General features: G+C 26.1%; 24 protein-coding genes and 4 tRNA genes. 24 read left to right on the forward strand and 4 right to left on the reverse strand.

Annotation, left to right across the window (positions count from 1 at the left end):
* The first annotated feature begins 604 nt into the window (after window positions 1-604).
* The 11 genes from infC (at window position 605) to CHTY_RS02985 (ending at window position 10,831) form a co-directional block, all read left to right on the forward strand.
* Window positions 605-1,147 (forward strand): translation initiation factor IF-3, encoded by a 543-nt coding sequence (infC, locus tag CHTY_RS02935; protein WP_203552085.1) that lies wholly within the window; start codon window positions 605-607, stop codon window positions 1,145-1,147.
* A 61-nt stretch (window positions 1,148-1,208) separates the two neighbouring features.
* Window positions 1,209-1,406, forward strand: a complete 198-nt coding sequence (gene rpmI, locus CHTY_RS02940; protein WP_203552078.1) for a 50S ribosomal protein L35 — start codon at window positions 1,209-1,211, stop codon at window positions 1,404-1,406.
* A gap of 14 nt (window positions 1,407-1,420) precedes the next feature.
* Window positions 1,421-2,209, forward strand: a complete 789-nt coding sequence (gene rplT / locus CHTY_RS02945) for a 50S ribosomal protein L20 (RefSeq protein WP_203552077.1) — start codon at window positions 1,421-1,423, stop codon at window positions 2,207-2,209.
* Window positions 2,210-2,319: 110 nt separating this feature from the next.
* A complete protein-coding gene (locus CHTY_RS02950) occupies window positions 2,320-2,949 on the forward strand; it encodes a hypothetical protein (RefSeq protein WP_203552076.1) in 630 nt (209 codons plus the stop codon).
* Between the two features lie 3 nt (window positions 2,950-2,952).
* Window positions 2,953-4,011, forward strand: coding sequence for a M42 family metallopeptidase (locus tag CHTY_RS02955; RefSeq protein WP_203552075.1), 1,059 nt, complete (start codon window positions 2,953-2,955; stop codon window positions 4,009-4,011).
* 185 nt (window positions 4,012-4,196) lie between these two features.
* Complete coding sequence (gene acpP, locus CHTY_RS02960; RefSeq protein ID WP_203552074.1) at window positions 4,197-4,427, forward strand: acyl carrier protein; 231 nt, start codon at window positions 4,197-4,199, stop codon at window positions 4,425-4,427.
* 128 nt (window positions 4,428-4,555) lie between these two features.
* On the forward strand, window positions 4,556-7,018 hold the full coding sequence (gene leuS, locus CHTY_RS02965) for a leucine--tRNA ligase (RefSeq protein ID WP_203552073.1): 2,463 nt from the start codon (window positions 4,556-4,558) through the stop codon (window positions 7,016-7,018).
* A 200-nt stretch (window positions 7,019-7,218) separates the two neighbouring features.
* Complete coding sequence (gmk, locus tag CHTY_RS02970; protein ID WP_203552072.1) at window positions 7,219-7,857, forward strand: guanylate kinase; 639 nt, start codon at window positions 7,219-7,221, stop codon at window positions 7,855-7,857.
* Window positions 7,844-8,068: a DNA-directed RNA polymerase subunit omega gene (rpoZ, locus tag CHTY_RS02975; protein WP_203552071.1), complete on the forward strand. Its 225-nt coding sequence runs from the start codon at window positions 7,844-7,846 to the stop codon at window positions 8,066-8,068. The genes gmk and rpoZ overlap by 14 nt, the downstream gene beginning before the upstream one ends.
* A 184-nt stretch (window positions 8,069-8,252) precedes the next feature.
* On the forward strand, window positions 8,253-9,173 hold the full coding sequence (gene rsmH / locus CHTY_RS02980; RefSeq protein WP_203552070.1) for a 16S rRNA (cytosine(1402)-N(4))-methyltransferase RsmH: 921 nt from the start codon (window positions 8,253-8,255) through the stop codon (window positions 9,171-9,173).
* Between the two features lie 422 nt (window positions 9,174-9,595).
* Window positions 9,596-10,831, forward strand: coding sequence for an MATE family efflux transporter (locus tag CHTY_RS02985; RefSeq protein ID WP_308705365.1), 1,236 nt, complete (start codon window positions 9,596-9,598; stop codon window positions 10,829-10,831).
* Between the two features lie 148 nt (window positions 10,832-10,979).
* Here the strand turns inward: CHTY_RS02985 and CHTY_RS02990 are convergent, their stop codons facing one another.
* Both CHTY_RS02990 and CHTY_RS02995 read right to left on the reverse strand, forming a co-directional pair.
* Complete coding sequence (locus CHTY_RS02990; RefSeq protein ID WP_203552069.1) at window positions 10,980-11,483, reverse strand: hypothetical protein; 504 nt, start codon at window positions 11,481-11,483, stop codon at window positions 10,980-10,982.
* 41 nt (window positions 11,484-11,524) lie between these two features.
* Entirely contained in the window at window positions 11,525-11,695 is a 171-nt protein-coding gene (locus tag CHTY_RS02995) for a hypothetical protein (RefSeq protein ID WP_203552068.1), read from the reverse strand.
* A gap of 362 nt (window positions 11,696-12,057) precedes the next feature.
* On the opposite strand from CHTY_RS02995, the gene CHTY_RS03000 reads away from it, so the two are divergent.
* From CHTY_RS03000 to CHTY_RS03060, 13 genes are all read left to right on the forward strand, one after another.
* A complete protein-coding gene (locus tag CHTY_RS03000; protein ID WP_246454056.1) occupies window positions 12,058-12,735 on the forward strand; it encodes a hypothetical protein in 678 nt (225 codons plus the stop codon).
* Between the two features lie 131 nt (window positions 12,736-12,866).
* Window positions 12,867-13,289 carry an HIT family protein gene (locus CHTY_RS03005; RefSeq protein ID WP_203552067.1) on the forward strand — a complete coding sequence of 141 codons (423 nt, stop codon included), beginning with the start codon at window positions 12,867-12,869 and terminating at the stop codon, window positions 13,287-13,289.
* Between the two features lie 677 nt (window positions 13,290-13,966).
* A tRNA-His gene (locus tag CHTY_RS03010) sits at window positions 13,967-14,042 on the forward strand.
* Window positions 14,043-14,062: 20 nt separating this feature from the next.
* Window positions 14,063-14,137, forward strand: a tRNA-Gln gene (locus CHTY_RS03015).
* A 36-nt stretch (window positions 14,138-14,173) separates the two neighbouring features.
* Window positions 14,174-14,256: transfer RNA gene (locus CHTY_RS03020), tRNA-Leu, on the forward strand.
* An 18-nt stretch (window positions 14,257-14,274) separates the two neighbouring features.
* Window positions 14,275-14,349, forward strand: a tRNA-Trp gene (locus tag CHTY_RS03025).
* 400 nt (window positions 14,350-14,749) lie between these two features.
* A complete protein-coding gene (locus tag CHTY_RS03030; protein WP_246454054.1) occupies window positions 14,750-15,430 on the forward strand; it encodes a hypothetical protein in 681 nt (226 codons plus the stop codon).
* A 320-nt stretch (window positions 15,431-15,750) separates the two neighbouring features.
* Window positions 15,751-17,037 carry a tRNA uracil 4-sulfurtransferase ThiI gene (gene thiI, locus CHTY_RS03035; protein ID WP_203552066.1) on the forward strand — a complete coding sequence of 429 codons (1,287 nt, stop codon included), beginning with the start codon at window positions 15,751-15,753 and terminating at the stop codon, window positions 17,035-17,037.
* Window positions 17,038-17,140: 103 nt separating this feature from the next.
* Window positions 17,141-17,872, forward strand: coding sequence for a TrmH family RNA methyltransferase (locus CHTY_RS03040; protein WP_203552065.1), 732 nt, complete (start codon window positions 17,141-17,143; stop codon window positions 17,870-17,872).
* Window positions 17,873-17,970: 98 nt separating this feature from the next.
* Complete coding sequence (locus CHTY_RS03045; RefSeq protein ID WP_203552064.1) at window positions 17,971-18,516, forward strand: inorganic diphosphatase; 546 nt, start codon at window positions 17,971-17,973, stop codon at window positions 18,514-18,516.
* Between the two features lie 139 nt (window positions 18,517-18,655).
* On the forward strand, window positions 18,656-19,108 hold the full coding sequence (smpB, locus tag CHTY_RS03050; RefSeq protein WP_203552063.1) for an SsrA-binding protein SmpB: 453 nt from the start codon (window positions 18,656-18,658) through the stop codon (window positions 19,106-19,108).
* 155 nt (window positions 19,109-19,263) lie between these two features.
* Window positions 19,264-21,108 (forward strand): DUF2779 domain-containing protein, encoded by a 1,845-nt coding sequence (locus CHTY_RS03055; RefSeq protein WP_203552062.1) that lies wholly within the window; start codon window positions 19,264-19,266, stop codon window positions 21,106-21,108.
* A gap of 308 nt (window positions 21,109-21,416) precedes the next feature.
* Window positions 21,417-21,620: a hypothetical protein gene (locus tag CHTY_RS03060; RefSeq protein ID WP_203552061.1), complete on the forward strand. Its 204-nt coding sequence runs from the start codon at window positions 21,417-21,419 to the stop codon at window positions 21,618-21,620.
* Window positions 21,621-21,811: 191 nt separating this feature from the next.
* On the opposite strand, the gene CHTY_RS03065 is transcribed toward CHTY_RS03060, so the two are convergent.
* Complete coding sequence (locus CHTY_RS03065) at window positions 21,812-22,258, reverse strand: hypothetical protein (RefSeq protein ID WP_203552060.1); 447 nt, start codon at window positions 22,256-22,258, stop codon at window positions 21,812-21,814.
* On the reverse strand, window positions 22,251-22,853 hold the full coding sequence (locus tag CHTY_RS03070; RefSeq protein ID WP_203552059.1) for a hypothetical protein: 603 nt from the start codon (window positions 22,851-22,853) through the stop codon (window positions 22,251-22,253). Before CHTY_RS03070 ends, CHTY_RS03065 begins: the two co-directional genes overlap by 8 nt.
* Window positions 22,854-23,348 lie beyond the last annotated feature (495 nt).

The following is a 23,348-nucleotide window of genomic DNA, read 5'->3' on the forward strand; positions in this document are numbered from 1 at the left end:
GTGCAACATTTAATAAAGCTATCTCATTCCAAAGAACTATGTGTGAATTTATCTAATCAAGCAAGACAAGCAGTTATATTTTATTCCCAAGAAAACTTTGGAGCTAATATTTTAAAACTTTATCTTGATGTTGTAACAAAATATCAACAAAATAATTAAATATTAATAAAAGTAATAAAAATTCACAATATTCAGTTTTTTTGTATGATTTATAATTTTTTTTTGTATAATTGTAAATGGTATTGTTTTGTTTCCATCATTAAAAGTAAACAAAAGCAAACTTATAAATATCTTTTATGTTATTTTTGTATTTTAGTTATATATGAAATATGTGAAAAGAAGAGTTTTTTTCTCTCGCCTGATTAATCTTGTAATTGATTTTTGGGCAAATAGCACGCAAATATTTAATTTTTTTGAAATTAAATACATTTTTATTTTTAGTGCTATTATTTTTATTTTTAAGAGAAATGCTTTTTGAATAGGCATTTCTTTTTTTGTTTATTTCGCGATAATTTTTTGCAAAAAATGATTTCGATTAAAGCTTGCAATTTGTTAAGTTTTAGCAAAACACACACTTTATAAAAACAAAAAGGAGGATTTAAATATTAAATTTCCTAAACCAAAATTAAAAAAAAGACCTAATAACACAGATTTATATAATGAGAAAATTCCACAAGGAAAATATTTAATCATTGATGAAAAAGGAGAAAAATTAGGCATTTTGAACCAAAACGAAGCTTTAAAATTATCAGAACAAAAAGAAATTGATATTGTAGTAGTTAATGCTGATGCCGTTCCAATGGTGGCTCGTTTAATGAATTACCAAAAACATCGTTATAATCAACAGAAAAAAAATCGTGCAGCTAAAAAAAAGACTTCTATTAGTGTTTTAAAAGAAATTCGTTTAAACCCCACTATTGATACTCATGATTTAAATACTAAAGTAAAACAAATTCAAAAATTTTTAAAACAAGGTGATAAAGTGAAAATTAGCATGCGTTTTCGTGGTCGTATGATTAAAAATTACCAATTAGGAGAAACGATTTTACAAAAAATTATTAAAGATTTAACAAGTTTGAGTCAAATAGAAAGTCCTTTAAAATTACAAGGGAATCAATTTATAGTTACCTTGTCTCCTTTGAAATAAAAATTATTGAAATTGGATTAAATTATTACAACTTAATTAAGAAAGGTCAAGCGATTACCAAATGATTAAAAAAAAATCCCATAGTGGTTTAAAAAAACGTATTAAAATCACTAAAAAGAAAAAAATATTAAGAGGTCATGCTTATAAAAATCACCTTGCATCATCAAAAACTACTAAACAAAATAGACAATTAAGAGGCGTGGTATGTGTATCTGCTTCAGATTATAAAAGAATCAAGCCTCTTATTAGAGGTTTATAGAAAGGATTTAGATTATGGCTAAAATTAGTTTTACACCAGCAAGGCATCAACGTCGCAAAAAAGTTTTAAAAATGGCAAAAGGCTATTTTGGTTCTAAAAGCAATCTTTACAAAACAGCTCATGAACAAGTAATGCGTTCTTTACAGTATGCTTATAGAGATCGCAAACAAAGAAAAAGAGATTTTCGTAAATTATGGATTTCTCGTATTAATGCAGGTTCTATGTTGTTGGGAATGAAATACTCTCGTTTTATGCACGGTCTTGCTTTAGCTAAAGTAGATGTTAATCGTAAAATGTTAGCAGATTTAGCTTATCAACAACCAGATGTTTTTGCCCAATATGTTAAATTAGCGCAAGCATCTTTAGAACAATTAAAGCAAGAAACAAACATTACTAAAAATACTCCAACAGTAGAAAGCAATCCTAAACAAGAGCAAATATCACAATCAAAGAGTCAAATAGAAAAACCAGCTATTAAAACAGATGTTTTAAAAACTCAACAATCTACATCTCCTGTGCAAAATAAAGAATCTCAAAAGAGTGTAGTGTTGCCAAACCAAAATTCTGATGCAACCGTTAAATCGGATTCTAAAAAAGAAGCATCTACAGCAAAATCTAATCCATCTCACCCGATTTCTGCTAAGAAAAATAAACCTCTTGCTGCTAAATTGCCTTATGATAAATTATCTCAAATGATACTTCCTGATTTAAGACAATTGGCCAAGCAACATCAAGTTGCTCAAGTTTATAAACTTAAAAAAAATGAAATTATTGATATTTTAACAAAAAAACTTATTAAATAAAATTATTATACCCTTTCGTGTTATAAAAATAAATATTTTTGGGTTTTTTAAGGCAAATAATATTTATTTGTATTTTATTATTTTTTAAAAAAAAGTAAGGAGTAGATGACATGAATCAAACAAAAAAAAGAACAAAGTTTAATTTAGGCTCTATTTTATTAGCTATTTTATTTCTTGCAGTGGCATGTTTTTGTTATTTTGACAGTAATAATTTTAAGGTTCCAGGAACAACTAAGTCAATACGTTTAGGAGATGTTTTTTTAGGAATTTTTTTACTTTTATTTACTTATTTAATGGTTTTTCAAAAATATAAAAAAACTCTTGGAAGAACGCGTTTTATTTTTGCTTTTGAAACCTTGTTATTTGTGTTAATTATTTTAACAGGTTTTTTGCTTCCAGGATTATCTATTTTAAACGTTGATCAACTTCACCGCGATTATCGTTTAATGCGTTTTTTTACTGATTTCAATAAATGTTTGGCTATCCTTTTTTTATTACATGGTTTGATTAACTTATATGTTGAATATTTCAAAAAAGATAATATTTATTTGTTTACTTTATATCTTTTAATGTTTAGCCTTGGTTGTTATGGTCTAAATACTCCTATATTTCAAAACGCTAGAGCCATTATTTTAAAAACATTAGCTTTGTTATCTTTTATAAAATTTCTTTATTTAATTTTTATAGAAATCAAAAAAATGAAAAATCATGTTTCTTATGATAAACACAAGGGGTTTTAAAAAATGAGTGATTTAGTTACTTTGTTAAAAGATTTATCCATGTTAAACGGTATTCCTGGTCAAGAAAAAGAAGTTTCTAAATATGTTGTTAATCAAATTAAAAATAAAGTAGATGCTATTGAATATGATAATTTGGGTTCTGTAATTGCTAGCAAAGGAGCTTCAGGCCCTCGAATTATGTTTGCAGGTCATTTAGATGAAATTGGTTTAGTAGTGACTCAAATTACTCCTGAAGGATTTTTAAAATTCCAAACTCTTGGAGGTTGGTTTTCGCAAGTAATGTTAGCTCAAGTTTGGAACGTTCATGCTTCACAAGGGACTTTAAAAGCAGTTACTGGTTGCAAACCACCACATATTATGACTTTTCATGAAAGAAATCGTATGGTAGAAATTTCTTCAATGTATTTAGATATTGGCGTTGCAACTAAAGAAGAAGCTTTAAAATTAGGCGTTCGCATTGGAGATATGGTAACCCCTTATGTTGAATTTAACTCTTTAGCTAATTCAGATTATTTATTAGGAAAAGCTTTGGATAATCGTGTGGGAGTGGCAATTATTATGCAAATTTTGGCAAACATTAAACCGGTTAATAATCAGTTTTTTGGTGCTTTCACCGTTCAAGAAGAAGTGGGTTTACGTGGAGCAAAAACTAGCGCTCATAAAATCCATCCTCAAATTGCTATTGCTGTTGATACCGGTATTGCCAATGATGTTCCAGGTGGCGATAAAGAAGGCCACACCCTAGGTAAAGGACCGCAAGTTTTAGTTTATGATGGTGGGTTAATAGCGCACCGAGGGTTGCGTAAATTAGTTTTAGAAGTTGCTGAAAAAAATCAAATTCCTATCCAAGAAGTTGGCGGTAGTGGTGGAAGCACTGATGCTGCAACAATGCATTTAGTGCACGAAGGGGCAGCGGCTTTATCATTGTGTGTTCCTGTTCGCTATATTCATTCTCATGCTTCCATAGTACATAAGCAAGATATCCAAAATACTATTAAACTTTTAACTTTATTGGTTAATCAATTAGATGAAACAAAAATACAAGAAATTTTATTTCAATAAATCATTACCACCAAAATTAAATTAATTTTAATTAACAAACTAAATTATTGTCATTAATAATTTAGTTTGTTTCTTTTAAATATAAGATAATTTTATTTTAATTATAAATGTATTACCTAAAACATGTTTTTTAGAGTATAATATTATTAAGTGATTATTTCTTTTTGAAGGAGAAATGTAAAATAATGATTTTAGAAAAAATTAAAACTTTAATTGCTACTCAATTATCTTTGGAACCTAATATAATTACTTTAAAAACACGTTTTAAAGAAGATTTAGGACTTGATTCACTTGATGCTTTAGAATTAGCAATGGAAGTAGAAAAAATATTCAACATTAGCATTAGTGATGTTGTTTTACAAAATTTCAAAACAGTGGAAGATATAGTAGTCTATATCACTAACAATACTTCTTAATTTTGATAGCATTATTTCCATAAATATTTGATTTTTTCAGATTGAATTTTTGTGGCTATAATGAAATTTTTAACTTTTGCAATATTAATGATAAAATTAACAAAATAACAATTAGAAGGTTTTTAATAGTGACTAAGTTAAATTATGATTTTAAAAAAATAGAACATAAATGGCAACTCTATTGGCAACAAAATAAAGTTTTTAAAACTCAAAACGATTATAATAAAAAAAAATTTTATTGTTTAGATATGTTTCCTTATCCTTCTTCAGAAGGGTTGCATATTGGACATATCGAAGGTTACACCGCCACTGATATTATGAGTCGTTTTAAAAGGATGCAACAATATAATGTTTTTCATCCTTTTGGATGGGATTCTTTTGGTTTGCCAGCAGAACAATATGCTTTAAATACTGGTAAAAATCCTAGAACTTTTACTTATGACAATATCAGTAATTTCAAAAAACAAATTCAAAGTATGGGAAAAGCTGTTGATTGGGATAAAGAATTAGCAACTTCTGACTCTTATTTTTATAAGTGGACTCAATGGATTTTTAAAAAACTTTATGAAAATAAATTGGCTGTTTTAGAAAATATAGAAGTAAATTTTTGTCCTAAATTAGGTACTGTTTTGGCCAACGAAGAAGTGATTTCCAATGAACAAGGTCTTTTTTCAGAACGAGGGAATCACCCTATTATCAAAAAAAAGATGCAACAATGGGTTTTAAAAATTACTAATTATGCAGAAAGACTTTTAAATGATTTAGAATTAGTGGATTGGCCTGATAATCTTAAGGAAATGCAAATTAATTGGATTGGTAAAACTTCAGGAGTGCTTGTTTCTTTTACTTCTTCTCAACAAAATATTTGTTTAAAAGCTTTTACTACGCGCCCTGATACTCTTTTTGGTGTTACTTTTTTAGTTATTTCTCCTGAACATCCATTAGTGCCCCAACTTACTACTAAACAACAACAGCAACAAGTTAATGATTATTTAACATATGTGAAACAAAAAAAAGATTTAGAAAGAAGTGTCAATAAAGAAAAAACTGGTGTTTTTACTGGAAGTTACACTATCAACCCTTGCAATAATCAAAAAATCCCTATTTGGATTGCTGATTATGTTTTACCTCATTTTGGTACAGGGATTTTAATGGCAGTCCCTTGCCATGATCAAAGAGATTTTGAATTTGCTCAAAAATATAATTTAAAAATGATTCCAGTCATTCAAGCTCCTGCTACTTATTATCTTTCTTCTGAAGAAAATAACTCAAATAATCAAATGATTAAAGCTTTTGAAGGAGATGGCATACACATTAATAGTGTTTTTTTAAATGGTCTCGACAACAAACAAGCACAAACTAAAATGATTCAATTTCTTCAAAAACACCATCTTGGCGATCTACATCATACTTATAAATTACATGATTGGGTTTTTTCGCGTCAAAGATATTGGGGCGAACCGTTCCCTATTTTTTATGATAGCGCTAACAACATTCATACTATTGACGACTCCCTTTTGCCTTTAGAATTGCCTATTTTAGATAAAATCACTCCTTCAGGAACAGGAGAATCTCCTTTATCGAAAGCATATTTTTGGTTATATTTTGAAAAAAATGGTCAAAAATATCGTAGAGATTCTAACACTATGCCTCAATTAGCAGGTAGTTCTTGGTATTATATTGGTTATATTTTAAAAAACTATTTAGGAATGATTCCTTTAAATACCGTTAAAGCTAAAAAATTACTAGATTATTTTTTGCCAGTTGATTTATATGTTGGCGGCGCAGAACATGCTGTAGGTCATTTATTGTATGCTCGTTTTTGGCATAAATTTTTATATGATTTAGGATTAGTTTCTTTGAAAGAGCCGTTTCAAAAATTAGTCAATCAAGGTATTATTTTAGGACATGATCATACTAAAATGTCTAAATCTAAAGGCAATGGCGTTAGCGCTTCTGGTATGCTTGATAAATGTGGTGCTGATGTTTTAAGACTTTATGTGATGTTTATGGGACCTTTAGAAGAGATTAAAAGTTGGCATGAAAAAGGTTTAAAAGGCATCCAGCGTTTTTTAAACAGAGTTTATCATATGTTTTCTTTTGAAATAACTAATCAAAATCAAGCAAGTTTAGAACCTTTCTTACATCAAACAATTAAACAAGTGACTCAAGATTATGAGAAATTAAAGTTTAATAAAGTTATTAGTCAATTAATGATTTTCGTTAATCAGGTTTATCAAAGGCATCAAATAGGAAAAAAGCAAATTCAAATTTTTTTACAATTATTAAACCCCATTGCCCCTCATATTACTGAAGAAATGAATCAAGTTCTTTTAAAAAACGATCAACAATTAGTAAATATGGAATGGCCTTCATATGATCTTCGATATTTACAAACAAAAGAATGCAAAGTAGTAATTCAAGTAAATGGCAAAATAAGAACGGTTTTAGAAATATCTTGTAACACCCCTTTAGAACAAATTAAAGCTTTAGCTTTGAAAGAACCAAAAGTACATCAATTCATTTATCAAAAAAATATTGTTAAAATGATTTACATTTCTAATAAAGTGTTAAATATAATAGTTGCTTAATGAAAATTATTTGATAATTTTCTTTGTTAATTGCAATTTTAGCAATAATTTTATTTTTTTCTTAAATTTTTTTTGTAGTTCTTCAAAATAATTTATTTAATGGTTTGATTTTTTTATTTCTGAAATATCCTAAAAATCTAAAAAATAAAAAATATCAAAAGTTACATCAAAATTTTGAAGAAAGAAAAAGGTAATTTAACATGAAATTAAATAAAAAAGGACTTTTAATAGTACTTTCAGGACCTTCAGGAGTGGGGAAAGCCACTGTTAGAAAAGCTTTATTTGAAATGACTAATCATAACTTTGTTTATTCTATTTCAGCCACTACAAGGTCGCCTCGTTTAGGCGAACAAGAAGGCAAAGACTATTATTTTCTAACTAAAGAAGAATTTGAATTAGGCATCAAAAAGAATCAATTTTTAGAATGGGCCAAATTTATTGATTATTATTATGGCACTCCACGTCAACAAATTCAAGATTATTTAAAAGCAGGTAAAGAAGTTTTTTTAGAAATAGAAGTAGAAGGGGCCACTCAATTAAGAAAAAAAAGAATTCCTAATGCTGTTTTTATTTTTTTAGTGCCGCCAGAAAAAAAAGCTCTTTATGAACGTTTAAAAAAGAGAGGGACTGAAGCTCCAGAAAACATTAATAAAAGAATTATGAAGGCTAATAAAGAATTTCCATTGGCTTATAAATATGATTATATCGTGGTTAACGATGATGTTGCAAACGCTGCTGATCGCATTATTGCCATTATTAGGGCTGAACACGCCAAAACAAAACGTAGTATTCGCAATTATTTAAAAATTTTGGAGGATAACGGTTATGCCGAACAATAAAAAAATCAATAAGGATGGGTTAAGTTACCCTTCTATTGACAAATTATTAGATAAAATTAATTCTAAATATAAATTAGTACATGTTTCAAGTCAAATAGCACATATACTCGAAACTCAAAAAAAAACATTACCAGATTGTTTATGTCATAAAGAAGTTGGTAAAGCTTTAGAAGAAATCATTCACGACAAAGTAGAATTTGTCTTTAAATAAAAAAATATCATTAATTTACCAAATTAAATACATATTGTTTTTTTAAAAAATAGTTAAATTACAATGCTGATTTGTAATTTAACTATTATTATTTTATACCCTAATAAAATCAATCAATAACTAATTCTAAAAATTATTGATATATCAAAAAAATATTTTTATCATCTTTTCAAAGGAGCAAATAGTGATTTTTAAACATATTTCAGTTCTTAAAAAAGAAGCTATCGCTTTTTTAAACATCAATCCTAATGGTCTTTATGTAGATGCCACTTTAGGGCAAGGTGGTCATTCATTAGAAATTATTAAATATCTAAAAAATGGTTTTTTATATTCTTTTGATCAAGATTTAACAGCCTGCAAACAGGCTTATAAAAATATATCACCTCATTTTCCAATTAACATTATTCATAGTAATTTCTCTTATTTAAAAGATAAACTAGCTGAAAAAAATGTTTTTCAAATAGATGGTATTTTATTAGATTTAGGACTGTCTTCTTGTCAAATTGATAATCCCCAAAGAGGTTTTAGTTACTTATATGATGTCCCTTTGGATATGAGAATGAACCAACAACAAAAACTAACAGCCAAAGATATTGTTAACAATTATTCTTTTCAAAAATTAAAAAATATTTTTTGGTTTTATGGCGAAGAACCCAAAGCATCTTATATTGCTAAAGAAATCATTAAAAGAAGGCCTTTACATACATCTTATGATGTAGTAGCTATTACTGATCTTTTTTATCGTTATCACAAAGGACATAGTGCTAAAAAAATTTTTCAAGCTTTACGCATTGAAGTTAATCAAGAATTAGAATCATTAAAAAAAGTTTTAACACAAAGCCTTGATTTACTTAAAAAACATGGTCGCATAGTGGTCATTAGTTTTCATTCTCTAGAAGATCGCATTGTAAAACGTTTTTTTAAAAAAAATAGTATTGTCGACTTGCCACAAAAACTTCCTATTGTTAATTTTCCTTGTTCTCCCTTGAAACTTATCACTAAAAAAGTTTTTGTGCCCAGTCAAAATGAAATGCAACAAAATCCACGCAGTATATCGGCTAAATTAAGAGTAGCTGAAAAAACATTTAATATTTTAGAAGATTAAATATTAAATCATCTTTAGAGGTGTATTTAGTTATGATACAATAATATTGTAGGTTATTATAATAACTTTTTTGTTTTTTTAAACAATTTTTATTTTTTTGATAATAGATAGTATCATTCCTTTCCTTTTGTCTTGTCATACAAATTAATTAAAAAAGTTTGTTAACCAATCAAGAATCATTAGATGGAGGTTTTAAATGGTTAAAACAGAAGGAATGACTAAATTTTTAATAACTGAAAAAAGAAATAGAAAATTTGTACTAGAAGGGAATCTATGGCAAGTTATTTTTTATTTCACTTTCCCTATTATTATTTATTGGGTTTTTCAAAATATATCTGATGTTATTGATATTTTGATTTTAAAAAGAAAATCTTTTCTCGATGCAACTATAACTTTTATTAGTCGGGTGCATTTATTCAAAGGTGTATTTTATCCCTTTTGGCATTTCAATAGCCACAGGAGGAGTTATTTTAGTAGGTCGCGCTTATGGAGAAAATAATATTACCAAGATGCGTCTTTATTTAGCTAAAACTTTTCTTTTATCTATTTTAACAGCATTATTAGTTTCTTTTTTATGTATTTTTGTTTTTCAAAACCCTATTTTAAAATTTATTTTAAAAATTAGTGCCATCCCACAAGAATATGCACAACAAAAACAATATTATAATTTGATTATTCTTTCTTTTGTTTGCATCATCATTAATACTGTATTTTTAAGTTTGGAACGCGCTAAGGGAAACAACAAAATTCCTCTTTTTTTAAATTTATTAAATGCTTTTAGTAAAATTATTTTATCTTTTGTGTTATTTAAATATTCCCCTTTTATCTCCTCTTTAGCTTGGGCAACTTTTATTTCTAATTTTATCATTACTTTATTCGCTCTTTGGTTTTTGTTTTTTGATCATCACAATCCTTTTAAAATTATTTTTAAAAACTTACGCTTTGATAAAGAGTTTATGAAAAAAATCTCTAAACTAGCTATTCCTGTTTGTGCTAGCATTAGTATTTATGGTTTAGGAAAATTGATTGTAAGTATTGTAGTTAGAGAGTTATATAACGGTGGGCCCGAAAGCCTTACTAGTAGTCAAATTGGGGCTAATTTAGCCTTAGCTGTTGCAATCAATAATATATTTTATAATTTATTAAATTCTTTTTCTGATTCCCAAAACGCTATTATTTCTCAAAATTTAGGTCATAATAATCTTAATCGGGTTTTTGAAGCTTTTAAAAAAATTATTTTATGTATGTGTTTTTTTGCTTTAATAGGAACTTTGGTTAACTATTTTGGCTATAAATTCTTTTTACCATTTTTTTATAATAAAGTTTGGGAGCAAATTCCTAATTTAGAAAGAGAAGCTTTCCGTAAATTGTTATTTTTTGAAACTACTAGTTTATGGTTATCTTGTGGCTCTATTATTTTATTTAATTTTTTAGTATCTTTTAAAAAAATCGCCCCTTCTTTTTATTTGAATTTTTTAAGATCTTTCTTTCGTATATGTTTTATCATCCTTTTTTCTTCTATTTGTTTAAATTGGGGTGTTACAGGTGTAGGATTAAGTATTTTACTTAGTAATTTACTATGTTTTATCATCACTTTTACTATTTTTATTTCTTTTTATCTAAAATTAAAACGTGAAAAATCATTTGAACGAGATTGATTTATTGATAAAATGTTAAAAAAGAGACTTTTGCAAGTCTCTTTTTATTTTTATTGTTTTTTAGTGTTGATCAAAGTAATTTAATTAAACTAATTTTTATAATCGTTAATAAAATGATTCATTTACAATAAAATCTTTTTTATTTCGTTTATTTTATTTCGCTTTCTTCTTGCCAATAGGTTAAACGAATCATTTTTAATCTAGGTTCCAACATTATCGTGCTAAAAAATAAGAAAAAATTTACAGTAACTGTAGGAATAAAATTTAAAACACCAATAATTAAAAACCACTTTATATTGCTTAAATCATTAAAACTATAGTCTCGTTTGCATAAGAGTTTCTCAATCCCTGGTCGAAAAATTATAAAACCATTTAAGGTTTGGGTTAAAGTTTGGATTAAAATAATAATTAATATAATCATTAATAAATGTAAATGGTTTTTGTTGCGTTTAAATGAATGATATTTGTTAGGATATAAAAAACCTGATAAAGAATAAGACAAAGAAGGGATTACAATCCCCAAAAAACAATGTATTAAAAGAAACATAAATGGTTCAAAATTATTTTGAGGATATATTGATTTGTAATGCTCAAAAGTACTAAAATGAAACCCTGTTATACATAATTCTATTAAAACATATATCAGTAACATAATGAAACTGAAACGGTATCCAAATAAAATCCCTATTAAAATCAAAGGTAAATAAGAAATTTAATAAAAGGTTTAAAAACTATAGGCATTGAAATTTTATTTAAATTAATAGTTTTTGCAATTTGTTCTAAAATAAAAGCTAAAGCAAGTAAATAAGAGGATAAAATAATTTTTCTTAAAATAATATTTTTTTGTTGTATATGTGTTTTCATAAACTAATTACCTTTATTTTTTTGAATGATTGAGTATTTAAACTAATTTAAATGATTAATTATAAAAATGTCATTACCAAAATAACTACTTATTTTGTTTATAAGTTATTTAGAAACCTATACTCTAGTATTATAACATTTTTTATAAAACTTGTTTTTATAATTGTTATTTTCTTGCCTTAAGCTTAACTATAATAGTTAATTGTAAATGTAATATTTAACTTAAATAGATGGAAATTTGATTTAAATAGTGTATTTATTACATTTTTTTATATTTTAATCTCCTAATATGTTTATTTATATTCACATTATGACTTGAAAATGTTATAATATGATCGAGTTGAGGTCATAATTATTAAAAAATGAAAAAAATATTTAAAAAAATTATTATTATTATTTGTTTGTTGTTGATGATATGTGGTTTTTTGCTTTATGCACAACAAAAACATTTTGTTTCAAAAACGCAAGAATTGCCAATTATTAAACAACCAATCTCAAAATTAGAATCAAGTCGAAAACCTAACAATTTTTTCATTTATAACGAAGAACCAAGTTCAAAATTAAGTAAAAAAAATTGGATGCTTGTTCAAAAATTAGCATATTTAGGATTAAAAAAATTCCAAAAAGGATTATTTGAAAAGAAAAAAGATTATCAAAATATTTTTGAAGGAGATCCCCAATTATTTCAAGAAAATGTTTTAAATGGGGGTTTATTAACAGCAAGCACTCCCTTGATTCAAGGAACTATAGACTTTTTATCTGAAAGGTTAAATCAAAAAATATGTTTAATAATTAATGATATTCCTTTATTATGTTCTACAACCCAACTTATTAATCCGCAAGAAAAATATATTGATTTAAATTTAAAAAATAATGGGAATCATTTTTTCATTAACACTCCTAGTGATACGGCATCAGATGGATATTGTTTTTTTCATGCAATAACATTTTTATTAAATCAAAAAAAGATTAAATGGGAACATATAATCCATCAAAATTGGGATGATGGTAACTTGATTTCACCAAACAAAAATAAATAATATATATATTATTTATGCCATTTATAATTTCTCTTTTTCAATTTTTACAAATAAGATAAAAAAAACCTGTTTCAATTATCGCCATTATATCAAGTTATTTATATAAAAATCATTAATAAAAAGAGGTTTTTATGTCAACTATTTTTACAAAAATTATTCAAAAACAAATACCTAGTTATGTGATTTATGAAGATGATTTAGTAATAGCTTTTTTAGATGTTACTCAATTTACCAAAGGTCATACTTTAGTTATAACTAAAAAAGAATATCAAAATATTGCAGATGTTCCTGAGGCTATTTTTACACATTTATTTAAAATTGTTCATAAAATTAGTAAAGTGTTGATTAATTCTTTTCACGCTCAAGGAATTAATTTATTAAATAACAATGGTGAAATTGCAGGACAAACTGTTTTTCATTATCATGTTCATTTAATTCCTCGTTTTGATAAAAATGAAGTTAAAATTAAAACATCTAATAATATGAATAGCTTAACAGCAAGTGATTATGAAAACATTCAAAATACTATTCTTAAAAATTGGCATAAGAGATAAACAAATAACTTAACAAAAACACCAATAAAAATAAAAAAACTTTCAAAATTTTTTTTCGCTTTTTATATAGCGACGTAGAAAAATTTCAACAATGTTTTTTCTTTTCTTGTTTAGCATCGCAACAAAATCTCCGACGAAAATTTTTAAACAGACTAACAAAACAACGAAAATCGTCCGCAAATCAAACAAAATTTCTTCAAATTTTAAACTTTTAACTAAAAAAACAACCATTTTTCCATAAAAATCATCAATTTTAAAATTTTCCTTTCAAACAATACAATAATAAAAAAACATTTTTTGTAATAGCTCAAAAACTCAAAATTTTGCCCCATTTTGACGTTTTACAATAAAACTTAGCTAAATTTATATCAAACAGCTTTTCTATTTTTTAATTAACAAATTAAAAATTTACTAAATAAAACCGTTTTCCGTCATTTCCAAAAAAATCAAAAAACAAATTTTTATACACCTTTTTTTTAGAAAAAACGCTAATACATGTATATGAAGAACGAAAAAACAAAACTTCCTTATTTCTTCGTTCCAATTTCTATCATTTTTAAAAATCCAGCCTTTTGGTCTAACTGAGATTTTTTTGTATAAAATTCTTTTTTTAGACTTTACAAAAGGACAAATTCAAGGTATAATATTTTATGTTGTTGAAATATTAAAAAAAGTTGGCGGTTGTGGCGAAGTGGTTAACGCGGCGGCTTGTGGCGCCGATATGCGTGGGTTCGATTCCCATCAGCCGCCCCAAAACACAAAATATTATATTAAGGCCCATAGCCAAGTGGTAAGGCAACGGACTTTGACTCCGTGATTCGTTGGTTCAAATCCAGCTGGGTCTGCCATTTTTTTAATTTTATAATTAATAAAATCAAATTTAAGCGGGTGTGGCGGAATGGTAGACGCACTAGATTTAGGATCTAGCGCTTGTAGCGTGCAGGTTCAAATCCTGTCACCCGTACCACAAACCTCACTTGTTCAAAGGGATATGATGTCAACGGTAGCATAACGGTCTCCAAAACCGCTCGTTCGGGTTCGAATCCTGATATCCCTGCCACTAAAAGATATTATAATTTTATTTTTTTAATTATAAAATATTTATCAAACAATCATTATTAATTAAAATAAAAAGGTTTTTTATACGGGAAATCCTTTTTATTTTGGTTAACTATATTAAAATAAAACTTATTTAACTCCAACAAAAACTTATTGTTGGAGTTTTTTTAATTTCCAAATAACGCCAAAAGGGGGTAAAATAGACAAAAAAGAGGTAAAAGTTAAAAATATTGCATCAACTAATTGACAATTTTGTTTTTTTTTGATTAAATAAAGTTGTAAGTTTAAGAATTTATTTGGTTATTGAAACAAAATAATTAATTTTAATTGTATGTTATTGTGTTATTGTTTTATGGTAAAATTGCAAAGTATAACAAATACTTTTGAATAGGGGTAATTTTTTGCTACTTTTAATATCTGAAATTATTGATAAAATTCAAAATTATAATAAACATGAATTAGCGATTATGATTGGTTTGATTGTTGTTTTTTTTCCGGTTGTGATATTCCTTTTAGGGAAATTAGTTATTAAGATAATTACGCTTATTTATCGCATTAATTTTTCCCTTGCGGCAGCCTTTAGTCATTCTAAAAAAAACAAAGAATCACAAAGTAAAAGTGGTGGGGATAATTCAAGTCATTTACCAAATATTTTAATCAATAACAAAGATTTTGATCCCAATTGCTTAATTAATTTAAAATTATTAGAAATGATGGATAATAAAAAAAACGATACATCAAAAACTGATTTTTTAGAAATGAAACAAAAAATGATGGAAACGTATTTTAATCAAAAATTGTTTGAATTAGAAATGAAACAAAAAATGATGGAATTGGAAGAAAATCAAAAAAGACTTCATGCTAATTCGCCTAAAAATTTTTTGGATGAAATACCTCAAACTTTAAGACGAATTTTAGAAAAATTAACTAATGTCGAAGAAATGCAATTTGAAATTTTAAAAGACGATACAAAAAAAACTTATTATAGCTCAGATGATCGTATATTATATGTCAATCCAGAAGATTTTTTATACATTAACAAAGCCTTAGTACGGCAAAAGCATCAACAACTTAACAAATAAATATTTTTTAAATATTTATTAATATCGCCCATCACTTTTTTTGATAAAGTGGTGGTTTTTTGATTTTTATAATTGCAAAAATGTGCAGAAATATAATTCAAAAATAAGAAAAAAGTTATCTTGAAAAATATTATAATGTTATAATAAGAACGTGAAAAATTAATTTTTTATCTTTTATTTTTTAAAATATCTTATTAAAAAAGTTGATGTCATTTTAATGTCGTTTATTATTTTAAACTTAATTTTTAATTTTAAAAACACAAATATATTGTAAAAATGTTAATTTATTAACATAGCATACTAATGGTGAGGCTATTTGCGTGAATAACAAAAGAATTTTAATACGCTTTGGAGAATTGTTTTTAAAAGGTAAAAATAAAATATATTTTATTCAAAAATTAAAAAAAATTTTACAAAACAAAACAAAAGACTTAAATAATATCGATTTGCAAATTAAACATGATTATGCTTATATAGATTATCCTTTAAATTTAGAAAAACAAATTTTAACAAGATTATCTTATGTATCAGGTATTTCTTCATTTGTAATAGCTACTCAAGCTCAAAAAAATCTTGATGACATCGTAAAACAAGCTTGTTCTTTGCTAAAAGAAAAAATTAATAAACAGGTTTTGTTTAAAATTGAAGTTACTCGAAAAGATAAAAGCTTTTTTTTAACTAGCATGGAATTAACTCAAAAAATCGCTCCTTTGATTTTAGAACCTTTTACAAAATTATTGCATGTTGATGTTAAACAACCACAAGTGATTTTAAATATTGAAATTAGAAAAGAAACAGTTTATCTTTATTGCAATGATGACCAAAAAGAAGCTTTAGGAGGATTTCCTAACTCTTCTATTGGAAAAGGTTTAGTGCTTTTAAGCGGCGGAATTGATTCTCCAGTAGCGGCTTATTTAGCAATGAAAAAAGGAATTGTAGTAGAATTATTTCATTTTGAATCAACCCCTTTAACTCCTTTAGAATCGGTTCAAAAAGTTATTGATTTAACAAAAATTTTAAGTCGCTATTCTATTAACAATCAAATAAAATTGCATTTGGTCCCTTTTAGATCTTTGCAAGAGGTTATCAGCAAAAAGGTTTCTGACTCTTATATTATTAATATTATGCGTCGAATGATGTACCGTTTAGCCGCTAATTTCGCACATTCAAACAAGCATTTATGTTTAATTAATGGGGAATCAGTAGGACAAGTAGCTAGTCAAACTTTAGAAAGTATGCAAACTATTGAACAAGTTACCAATATCAATATTTTAAGACCTTTGATTACTATGGACAAAGGTGAAATCATTAGAATTGCTAAGCATATTGATACTTTTAACATTTCTGTTCGCCCTTTTCAAGATTGTTGTACCCTTTATTTACCTAAATCCCCTGCAACTAAACCTAATATTTTAAAAGCCGAACGAGAAGAGTGTTTTTTTGACTATCAAGATCTATTGAAGATTATTTTAGAAAAAACAATTACTTTAAAAATTAAAGAAAACTCATCATTTAATATTTTAGATTTTGGTTTTTTTGATGTTCAAGAAGCGGTTGCTAATTTTTGTCAACAAAATCCAAATCAAAAAATAGTTTTAAAAAAATAAACAAGAATACTTTAATGAAAAGCACAAATTGAGTTAATATGAATTTATTAACGCTAAAATTATTAGTTTCATTGAAATAAGAATTATTTAAAAGGGAAATTAAATGATTACTTCTAAACAAAATCCTACTTTTAGAAAGTTAAAAAAGTTAAAATTAAAAAAATATCGCGATTTATACCAACAATTTTTAATATATGGCGATCATTTAATTGAACAAGCTGAACAAGAACAAAAAAATAATAAAAACAACTTTTTTATAGAAATTTACACATCTTCTCATACCAAAAAAGGGATTTTTATTGCTCCTGAATTAATGAAAGAATTGTCTCAAACAAAAACAGTTTTTGATCAAATAGCCCTTTGTCAATTCGCTTTATCATCTGAATTGGATTTGATTCATAATAAAATTTTAGTATTAGAAGATATTCAAGATCCTGCAAATCTTGGCGCTTTAATGCGTAGCGCAGTTGCTTTTGGTTTTAATCAAATTTTTCTTAGTTTTAATAGCGCTGATTTTTATCATGAAAAAACCATCAGAGCTAGTCAAGGGGCTTTATTTAACCTTGTTTTGCAAAGAGGCAACATTAAAAAGTTTTTAGAACAAGCTAAACAAAAAGGATATCCAGTTTTTATCACTTTACCACATCAAAAAGCTAATATTTCTTTGGAAAAGGCTAAATCTTATTTAAAAAAAATTTTAATTTTAGGAAACGAAGGATCAGGCATTTCTCTTACAGTAACATCACTTGCTGATTATTGTTTAAATATTCAAACTCAACAAGTAGAAAGTTTGAATGTAGCAGTTGCTGGTAGTATTTTGATGTATCTTTTATAAGATTAATTTTTACTACATAATTAAAATATTTAAAAACAACAAACCCGAAACAAAAAAAAAGAAGCAAAGAAAAAAGAAAGAATAAAAAGGTTGAAACAATGAACATATTACACGACATTAATCCTAAAAGAATTACAAAAGACAAATTTATTGCAGTTATTGAAATTCCTCAAGGAAGTAAAAAAAAATATGAAATCGATAAGGAAACAGGAATGTTAATGATAGATCGTTTTTTAACTACTTCCTTCAGATACCCCGCTAATTATGGCTTTATCCCCTTAACTCATTGTGAAGACAATGATCCTTTAGATGTTTTAGTTCTATCTCAAGAAAACCTTGCTCCTATGACTTTAGTAGAATGCCGTCCTTTGGGTGTTATTAAAATGATTGATAATCATGAATTAGATGAAAAAATTATTGCAGTTCCAATAGCTGATGCTTTTTGGAAACATTGCCATGAATTAACAGATGTTCCTAATTCTTTATTAGATGAAATAAAGCATTTTTTTCAACATTACAAAGAATTAGAACATAAAAACGTAACTATTGAAAATATCAAAGGGAAAGAAGCAGCTTTGCTGGCAATTGAAAAAAGTATTCTTTGTTATCAACAAGTTATTAAACCAAATTTAAAAAAAGCGTAATTTCATTTTTTAATTGCAACAATCACTTTTAGTTATTTTATGTACCTTTAATTAAGTTTGTAACCACATAAGCATTAGCATTAAATGCTTCCTCTCTTTTAATTTTTGTAAGATTTTATAAGAAAGTGTATTTTTGATTATGAAAACAATAATTACTAATAAAAAAGCATTTTATGATTTTTATTTAGAGAAAAAAAAATATCATGCAGGGATTCAATTATTAGGAAGTGAAGTTAAATCAATTCGTTTAGGAAAAATCAATCTCACTAATTCTTATATTTATATCAAAAATCAAGAGATTTTTATAGTTAATATGGTTATTTTAAACTACCCTTTCAGTTGTTGCTTGCAATGCGATGAAAATAGAACCAAAAAACTTTTATTACTCAAAAAAGAAATTATCCAAATTCAAAATAAAATTAAAACTCAAGGATTTTCAGTGATTCCTTTAAAAGTTTATTTTAACAAAAATTTAGTAAAAATAGAAATTGTGTTGGCTAAAGGTAAAAAAAAACATGATAAACGAAATGCTTTAAAAAATAAAGATGCTAATTTATTAATTCAAAAAACTTTAAAAAAAATTAACCAATAACAAAGTTTATTGAATTAACTATTATTTCTTTTTTGTTAGCTGCCCTGTTCCGAAATTTTATAAAAGATCAAAAAAACAATTTTGAAAACATTTATCACTTGACTTAAAAATTTAAAAGTTTATCCAATCTAATTAGAAATTAACGGAAGTTGATTATGAACATTTCAAAAACTCGTTTTATTAAATTTTTAAAAATGCTTAAATATTTAAAATACAAAACACTTTATCAAAATAAAAAACAATTTTTGCTAGATTTTTCTAATGAATTAAAAGTTTTAATGAATGAAGAAACTTTAGATAAAAAAATAAGTTTTTTATTACAAACATATAATGATGAAGATCAAGAAACGACGAATTTAAATGAAAAACATTTAGAAATTATGCAACCTTATTATCAACAATTAGAAATACTTTTAGGCAAATATCTTAAAAATAATTTTCAAGGAAATATCGTTTATTCTTTGGAAACGCACAAACAAAAAAAGTTTCAAATGCAAAAAAAAGAACATCAATTATATTGTTTTTTAGATGGCTATCAAGAAGATGAAACAACTATTCGTATTTTTGAAGCTAAAGCAACCACTAGTCAAAAATTTTTACAATTGCAATTTAAACACAATAATGGTCAAAAGTATCCTTTTTTTCAAAAAACAAACCCCAATCTTTTAACTCCTTATCTTTTCGAAGATAATATCGCTAACCCTTTATATCAAGATAAAATAAAAACATTAATAAATCCTGATTCAAAAGAAGGGCGATATATATATGATTTAACTTATCAAAGATTAGTTATTGAAAATAGCCTTAAATTAGCACAAAAAAAGAAAAAAAGAAAATATTATTTAGTTGTATTTAATGCAGATTATGTGTTAAAAAAAAATAATTGTAATTCTTTTGATGATCCTAATATAATGGCTTTTATTGATTTAACTTTGATAACCGAACAAGGACAACAAATATTAGAACAAGATAGCGATGTTTTAACTTTTCATTTATCTAACAAAAACCAATCAAATTTAACTAAAACACATTTTTTACCTGAAAAAATTGCAACTTTTTATGAAAAAATACCTCCTAAAAACAGCCTTTTTACCTTTTTATTTAATCACCATGGTTTCTGTGATGGTCAAAAAAAATATCATTTAGAAGATTTAATTGAACAAAAGTATTATCATACGCTAGATGTACCTATTAATTATCTTCATCGCTTGGATAACCGAATTCAACAAAAAGTGATAGCAACCAAACTTCCTTATTATTGTTTTGATAAAATTGAATTAGGTCTTAAAACTTTAAAATACCCTCTTTATTATTTAGATTTCGAATCTTTTCCATGTCCTTTTCCTAGATTGTTTGGAGAAAAACCTTATAGTCATTCTCTTTTTCAATTTTCTTTACACATTGAAGCAACTCCCAATTCATGTCATCAAGAATTAAATCATGTTTCTTTTTTAGCTCCTAATCATCAAGATCATCGCAAAATATTAATTACAAAGTTAATCAACGCCATTAAAGATGATGGTGGCTCTATTATTGTTTATCATCAGTCTTTTGAAAAAAACCGTTTAAAAGAATTATCTTTGTTATTTCCAGAATATCGTTTACAATTAGAAAAATTAATTACCAGAATTTTTGATCTTAAAGATCTTTTAAAAGGGAATGCTAATTTTTATCAAAAATTAGGTTTATCAAAAGAAAAAGCAACAGGAATTAATTTTTATCACCATTGTTTACAAGGGTCTTTTTCCATTAAAAAAGTGGCTCCTTTATTTTGCAACCTTTCTTATGCTGATCTTGTTGTTCAAAATGGTATCGAAGCTTTTTTAACTTATATTCAATTACCTTTGATGTCTGAAAAACAATTTCAATTGCAATATCAAGCTTTACAACGTTATTGTCAACAAGATACTTGGGTCATGGTAGAAATTTTAAAAAATTTACAAATCAAAAACAAAAATCGTAATTTCCCTCACCTTACTTTTAAAGATATTGTTGTTTAATTTAATTATTAAACTTAAAATCAATTTAATTACTTAAAAAACAACCCCTCATTTAATTTTTTTATTAAGCGCGCTTAGACCAAAAAGTTGGACTTTGAAAAAGTGTTTTTTTGATTTAAGTTTAGTGTCTTTGAAAAGGACAAATTAAAATGTCAAGTAATGATATATCAAGTAAGTAAAAAAGACAATATTTGACAATAAAAGATTTTTTAGCTGTTTTAATTTGTGGTTCTTTAATAGGTCATGGTTTATTGTGTGCGGTTGATTATTATTTAATTAAATAAAAAAAGGATTGGTAAAAAAATAAAATGATAGAATTAACTTTTATTCATAAAATGTTGTTATTGCATTTAGTAGTATTTTTAATGAATACAATTGGTGCTATAAAGTTTTATATTAAATATTATGATAAAAACAAATCAATTTTAAGTTTTTTAATTTCAATGCTTTTAGGGAATGTAGTTAGTCATGGTTCTATATTTATGGCCTTTTATTTAACAATTAATAAATAGGAGAAAAGAAATGGAAAGTAAACAACAACCAAAAAACTTACTAAAAAAGGACTTTTAGTAGAGAAAGGACTTTTATTAAAATATAAAGTTCAGTCATTAAGAGAAAAACAAGAACGTGCACTGTTTTCTTAGTATTTATTAATTTTTTGAGCATAAAAAAAGAACTAATCTTGAAAGATTGGTTCTTGGGATTATGGGGTTAAGCTGAAGCCTGGCGCAACTGAGATTTCGCATTCGCCTTGAACGAAATAGTCGTTTTCGTCTCGGATGAGAATAGTTATTTTTTTTGGTATGAGGGGTGACTCGGAGCTGTTTCGCCAGTTGAGCCATGACACGAAGTTAAATCGCGGGTTAAATCGCGGGTTAAAAGGTTGTTCTGGATTTTTGAAAGAGACGAAATGTCGATTATCAAGGTTAATAATGCCGTAGTTAAGCAAAAGTTGGCAAATTTCTTCTTTGGTTTTGCATTCAAGAAGTTTTGCTTTTAGTTCATCATTATCGAGTTCGTTGGAGAGATTTTTCTTTTCGGGTTTTAGAGGTTGCATTTTTTGATTAGAATTAGTTGATTCATTTAATTGGAACTCTATGGTTGTGGAAGCGATATTATTATGATATGGGAAACTAGGTTCATTATTCAACAAGTTCAATTGGTATGTTAATTTTAACTGTATTTTTCTTCCAATTGGTACGAAAAGTGTTTAAGTCAGCTTCTGAGAAACCTGATAATTCTTCCTCCTTTAAGGTTATTTTGATAATTACGTCTTTAGCTTCTCCGGGGTTCATTTTTGGTTGTTTTGAATTGTTATATTCTGTCTCTGTTCCGTTTTGGTTGTAGTAATATTTAATGTTTAACAATTTGTTTACTTGTTCTTTTAAGATTGCGTTATCGTTTTTTATTTCGATTTCGTGATTACCTATTTTTAGGTGTAATTGTTCTGTTGGGGATAAGTTAGTGATTGTTGCTTGGTGTTTTATTTCTTTGGTTTCCTTTGTGTTGTCAAAGAGGATGGCATCTTTAGGGACTAATAATTTTTTAGAGTTTGTTTCACCATTATCTATTTTGATGATGTCTTGACGGGGTGCTAAGTTTACCGTGGTTTCGGTTACTGTTTTGGTTTTGTGATATTGACTGATGGCGAATATTCCACCGAATAATGCTCCTGTAGATAGGGTAATAATTGAAATGAAGATAATTGGGTTTTTTAACGTGTTTTTAATTTTAATAAAATTCATATTTTTATTTCTCCTTTGTTTAGTTTTAATCACACATTTTCTATTATACTCTTTTTTTTTTTTTTTTGCAAAAAAAACACTTAGTATCATTAATTTAAGGTTTAAAAATGGATTTATAATTAAAAAATATCGACATATTAAATTAATTGACATATAAATTATTAGATATACTAAGTTTGAAATATATTTATATATCTTATCTACTTATTATCTGCTTATCTGCTTAAAACAAAGACTAAAATATCACCAAAACTCATCTTTGGCAATTATTTTATGGTTTTTGTTAAAAAAATATCAAAAATGTCTTGACCAATGAAATAAAATAATGTATAATTATAATTAATATACTTTTATTTTTTTATTAAAAACAATCCTCAAAATTGAAAAAGTATATAATTTATATTAAAGTTATTTTTAAATTGTATTGCAATCATGACAATCATGATCACGTTTTTGATAAACTAAAAAATAATTTAAAAATAAAACAAAAATAAA

Source organism: Candidatus Phytoplasma meliae (assembly GCF_016876135.2).

What these genes read in the sequence shown, in the direction of transcription:
- CHTY_RS03070 (WP_203552059.1), bottom strand. Translation starts at nt 22,853, where the DNA reads ATGAATTTTATTAAAATTAAAAACACGTTAAAAAACCCAATTATCTTC.
- CHTY_RS02995 (WP_203552068.1), bottom strand. Translation starts at nt 11,695, where the DNA reads ATGAAAACACATATACAACAAAAAAATATTATTTTAAGAAAAATTATT.
- CHTY_RS03040 (WP_203552065.1), top strand. Translation starts at nt 17,141, where the DNA reads ATGATTACTTCTAAACAAAATCCTACTTTTAGAAAGTTAAAAAAGTTA.
- acpP (WP_203552074.1), top strand. Translation starts at nt 4,197, where the DNA reads ATGATTTTAGAAAAAATTAAAACTTTAATTGCTACTCAATTATCTTTG.
- CHTY_RS02955 (WP_203552075.1), top strand. Translation starts at nt 2,953, where the DNA reads ATGAGTGATTTAGTTACTTTGTTAAAAGATTTATCCATGTTAAACGGT.
- rpoZ (WP_203552071.1), top strand. Translation starts at nt 7,844, where the DNA reads ATGCCGAACAATAAAAAAATCAATAAGGATGGGTTAAGTTACCCTTCT.
- CHTY_RS03055 (WP_203552062.1), top strand. Translation starts at nt 19,264, where the DNA reads ATGAACATTTCAAAAACTCGTTTTATTAAATTTTTAAAAATGCTTAAA.
- CHTY_RS03000 (WP_246454056.1), top strand. Translation starts at nt 12,058, where the DNA reads ATGAAAAAAATATTTAAAAAAATTATTATTATTATTTGTTTGTTGTTG.
- CHTY_RS03005 (WP_203552067.1), top strand. Translation starts at nt 12,867, where the DNA reads ATGTCAACTATTTTTACAAAAATTATTCAAAAACAAATACCTAGTTAT.
- CHTY_RS03060 (WP_203552061.1), top strand. Translation starts at nt 21,417, where the DNA reads ATGATAGAATTAACTTTTATTCATAAAATGTTGTTATTGCATTTAGTA.
- gmk (WP_203552072.1), top strand. Translation starts at nt 7,219, where the DNA reads ATGAAATTAAATAAAAAAGGACTTTTAATAGTACTTTCAGGACCTTCA.
- smpB (WP_203552063.1), top strand. Translation starts at nt 18,656, where the DNA reads ATGAAAACAATAATTACTAATAAAAAAGCATTTTATGATTTTTATTTA.
- rpmI (WP_203552078.1), top strand. Translation starts at nt 1,209, where the DNA reads ATGATTAAAAAAAAATCCCATAGTGGTTTAAAAAAACGTATTAAAATC.
- CHTY_RS02950 (WP_203552076.1), top strand. Translation starts at nt 2,320, where the DNA reads ATGAATCAAACAAAAAAAAGAACAAAGTTTAATTTAGGCTCTATTTTA.
- CHTY_RS02990 (WP_203552069.1), bottom strand. Translation starts at nt 11,483, where the DNA reads ATGTTACTGATATATGTTTTAATAGAATTATGTATAACAGGGTTTCAT.
- rplT (WP_203552077.1), top strand. Translation starts at nt 1,421, where the DNA reads ATGGCTAAAATTAGTTTTACACCAGCAAGGCATCAACGTCGCAAAAAA.
- CHTY_RS03045 (WP_203552064.1), top strand. Translation starts at nt 17,971, where the DNA reads ATGAACATATTACACGACATTAATCCTAAAAGAATTACAAAAGACAAA.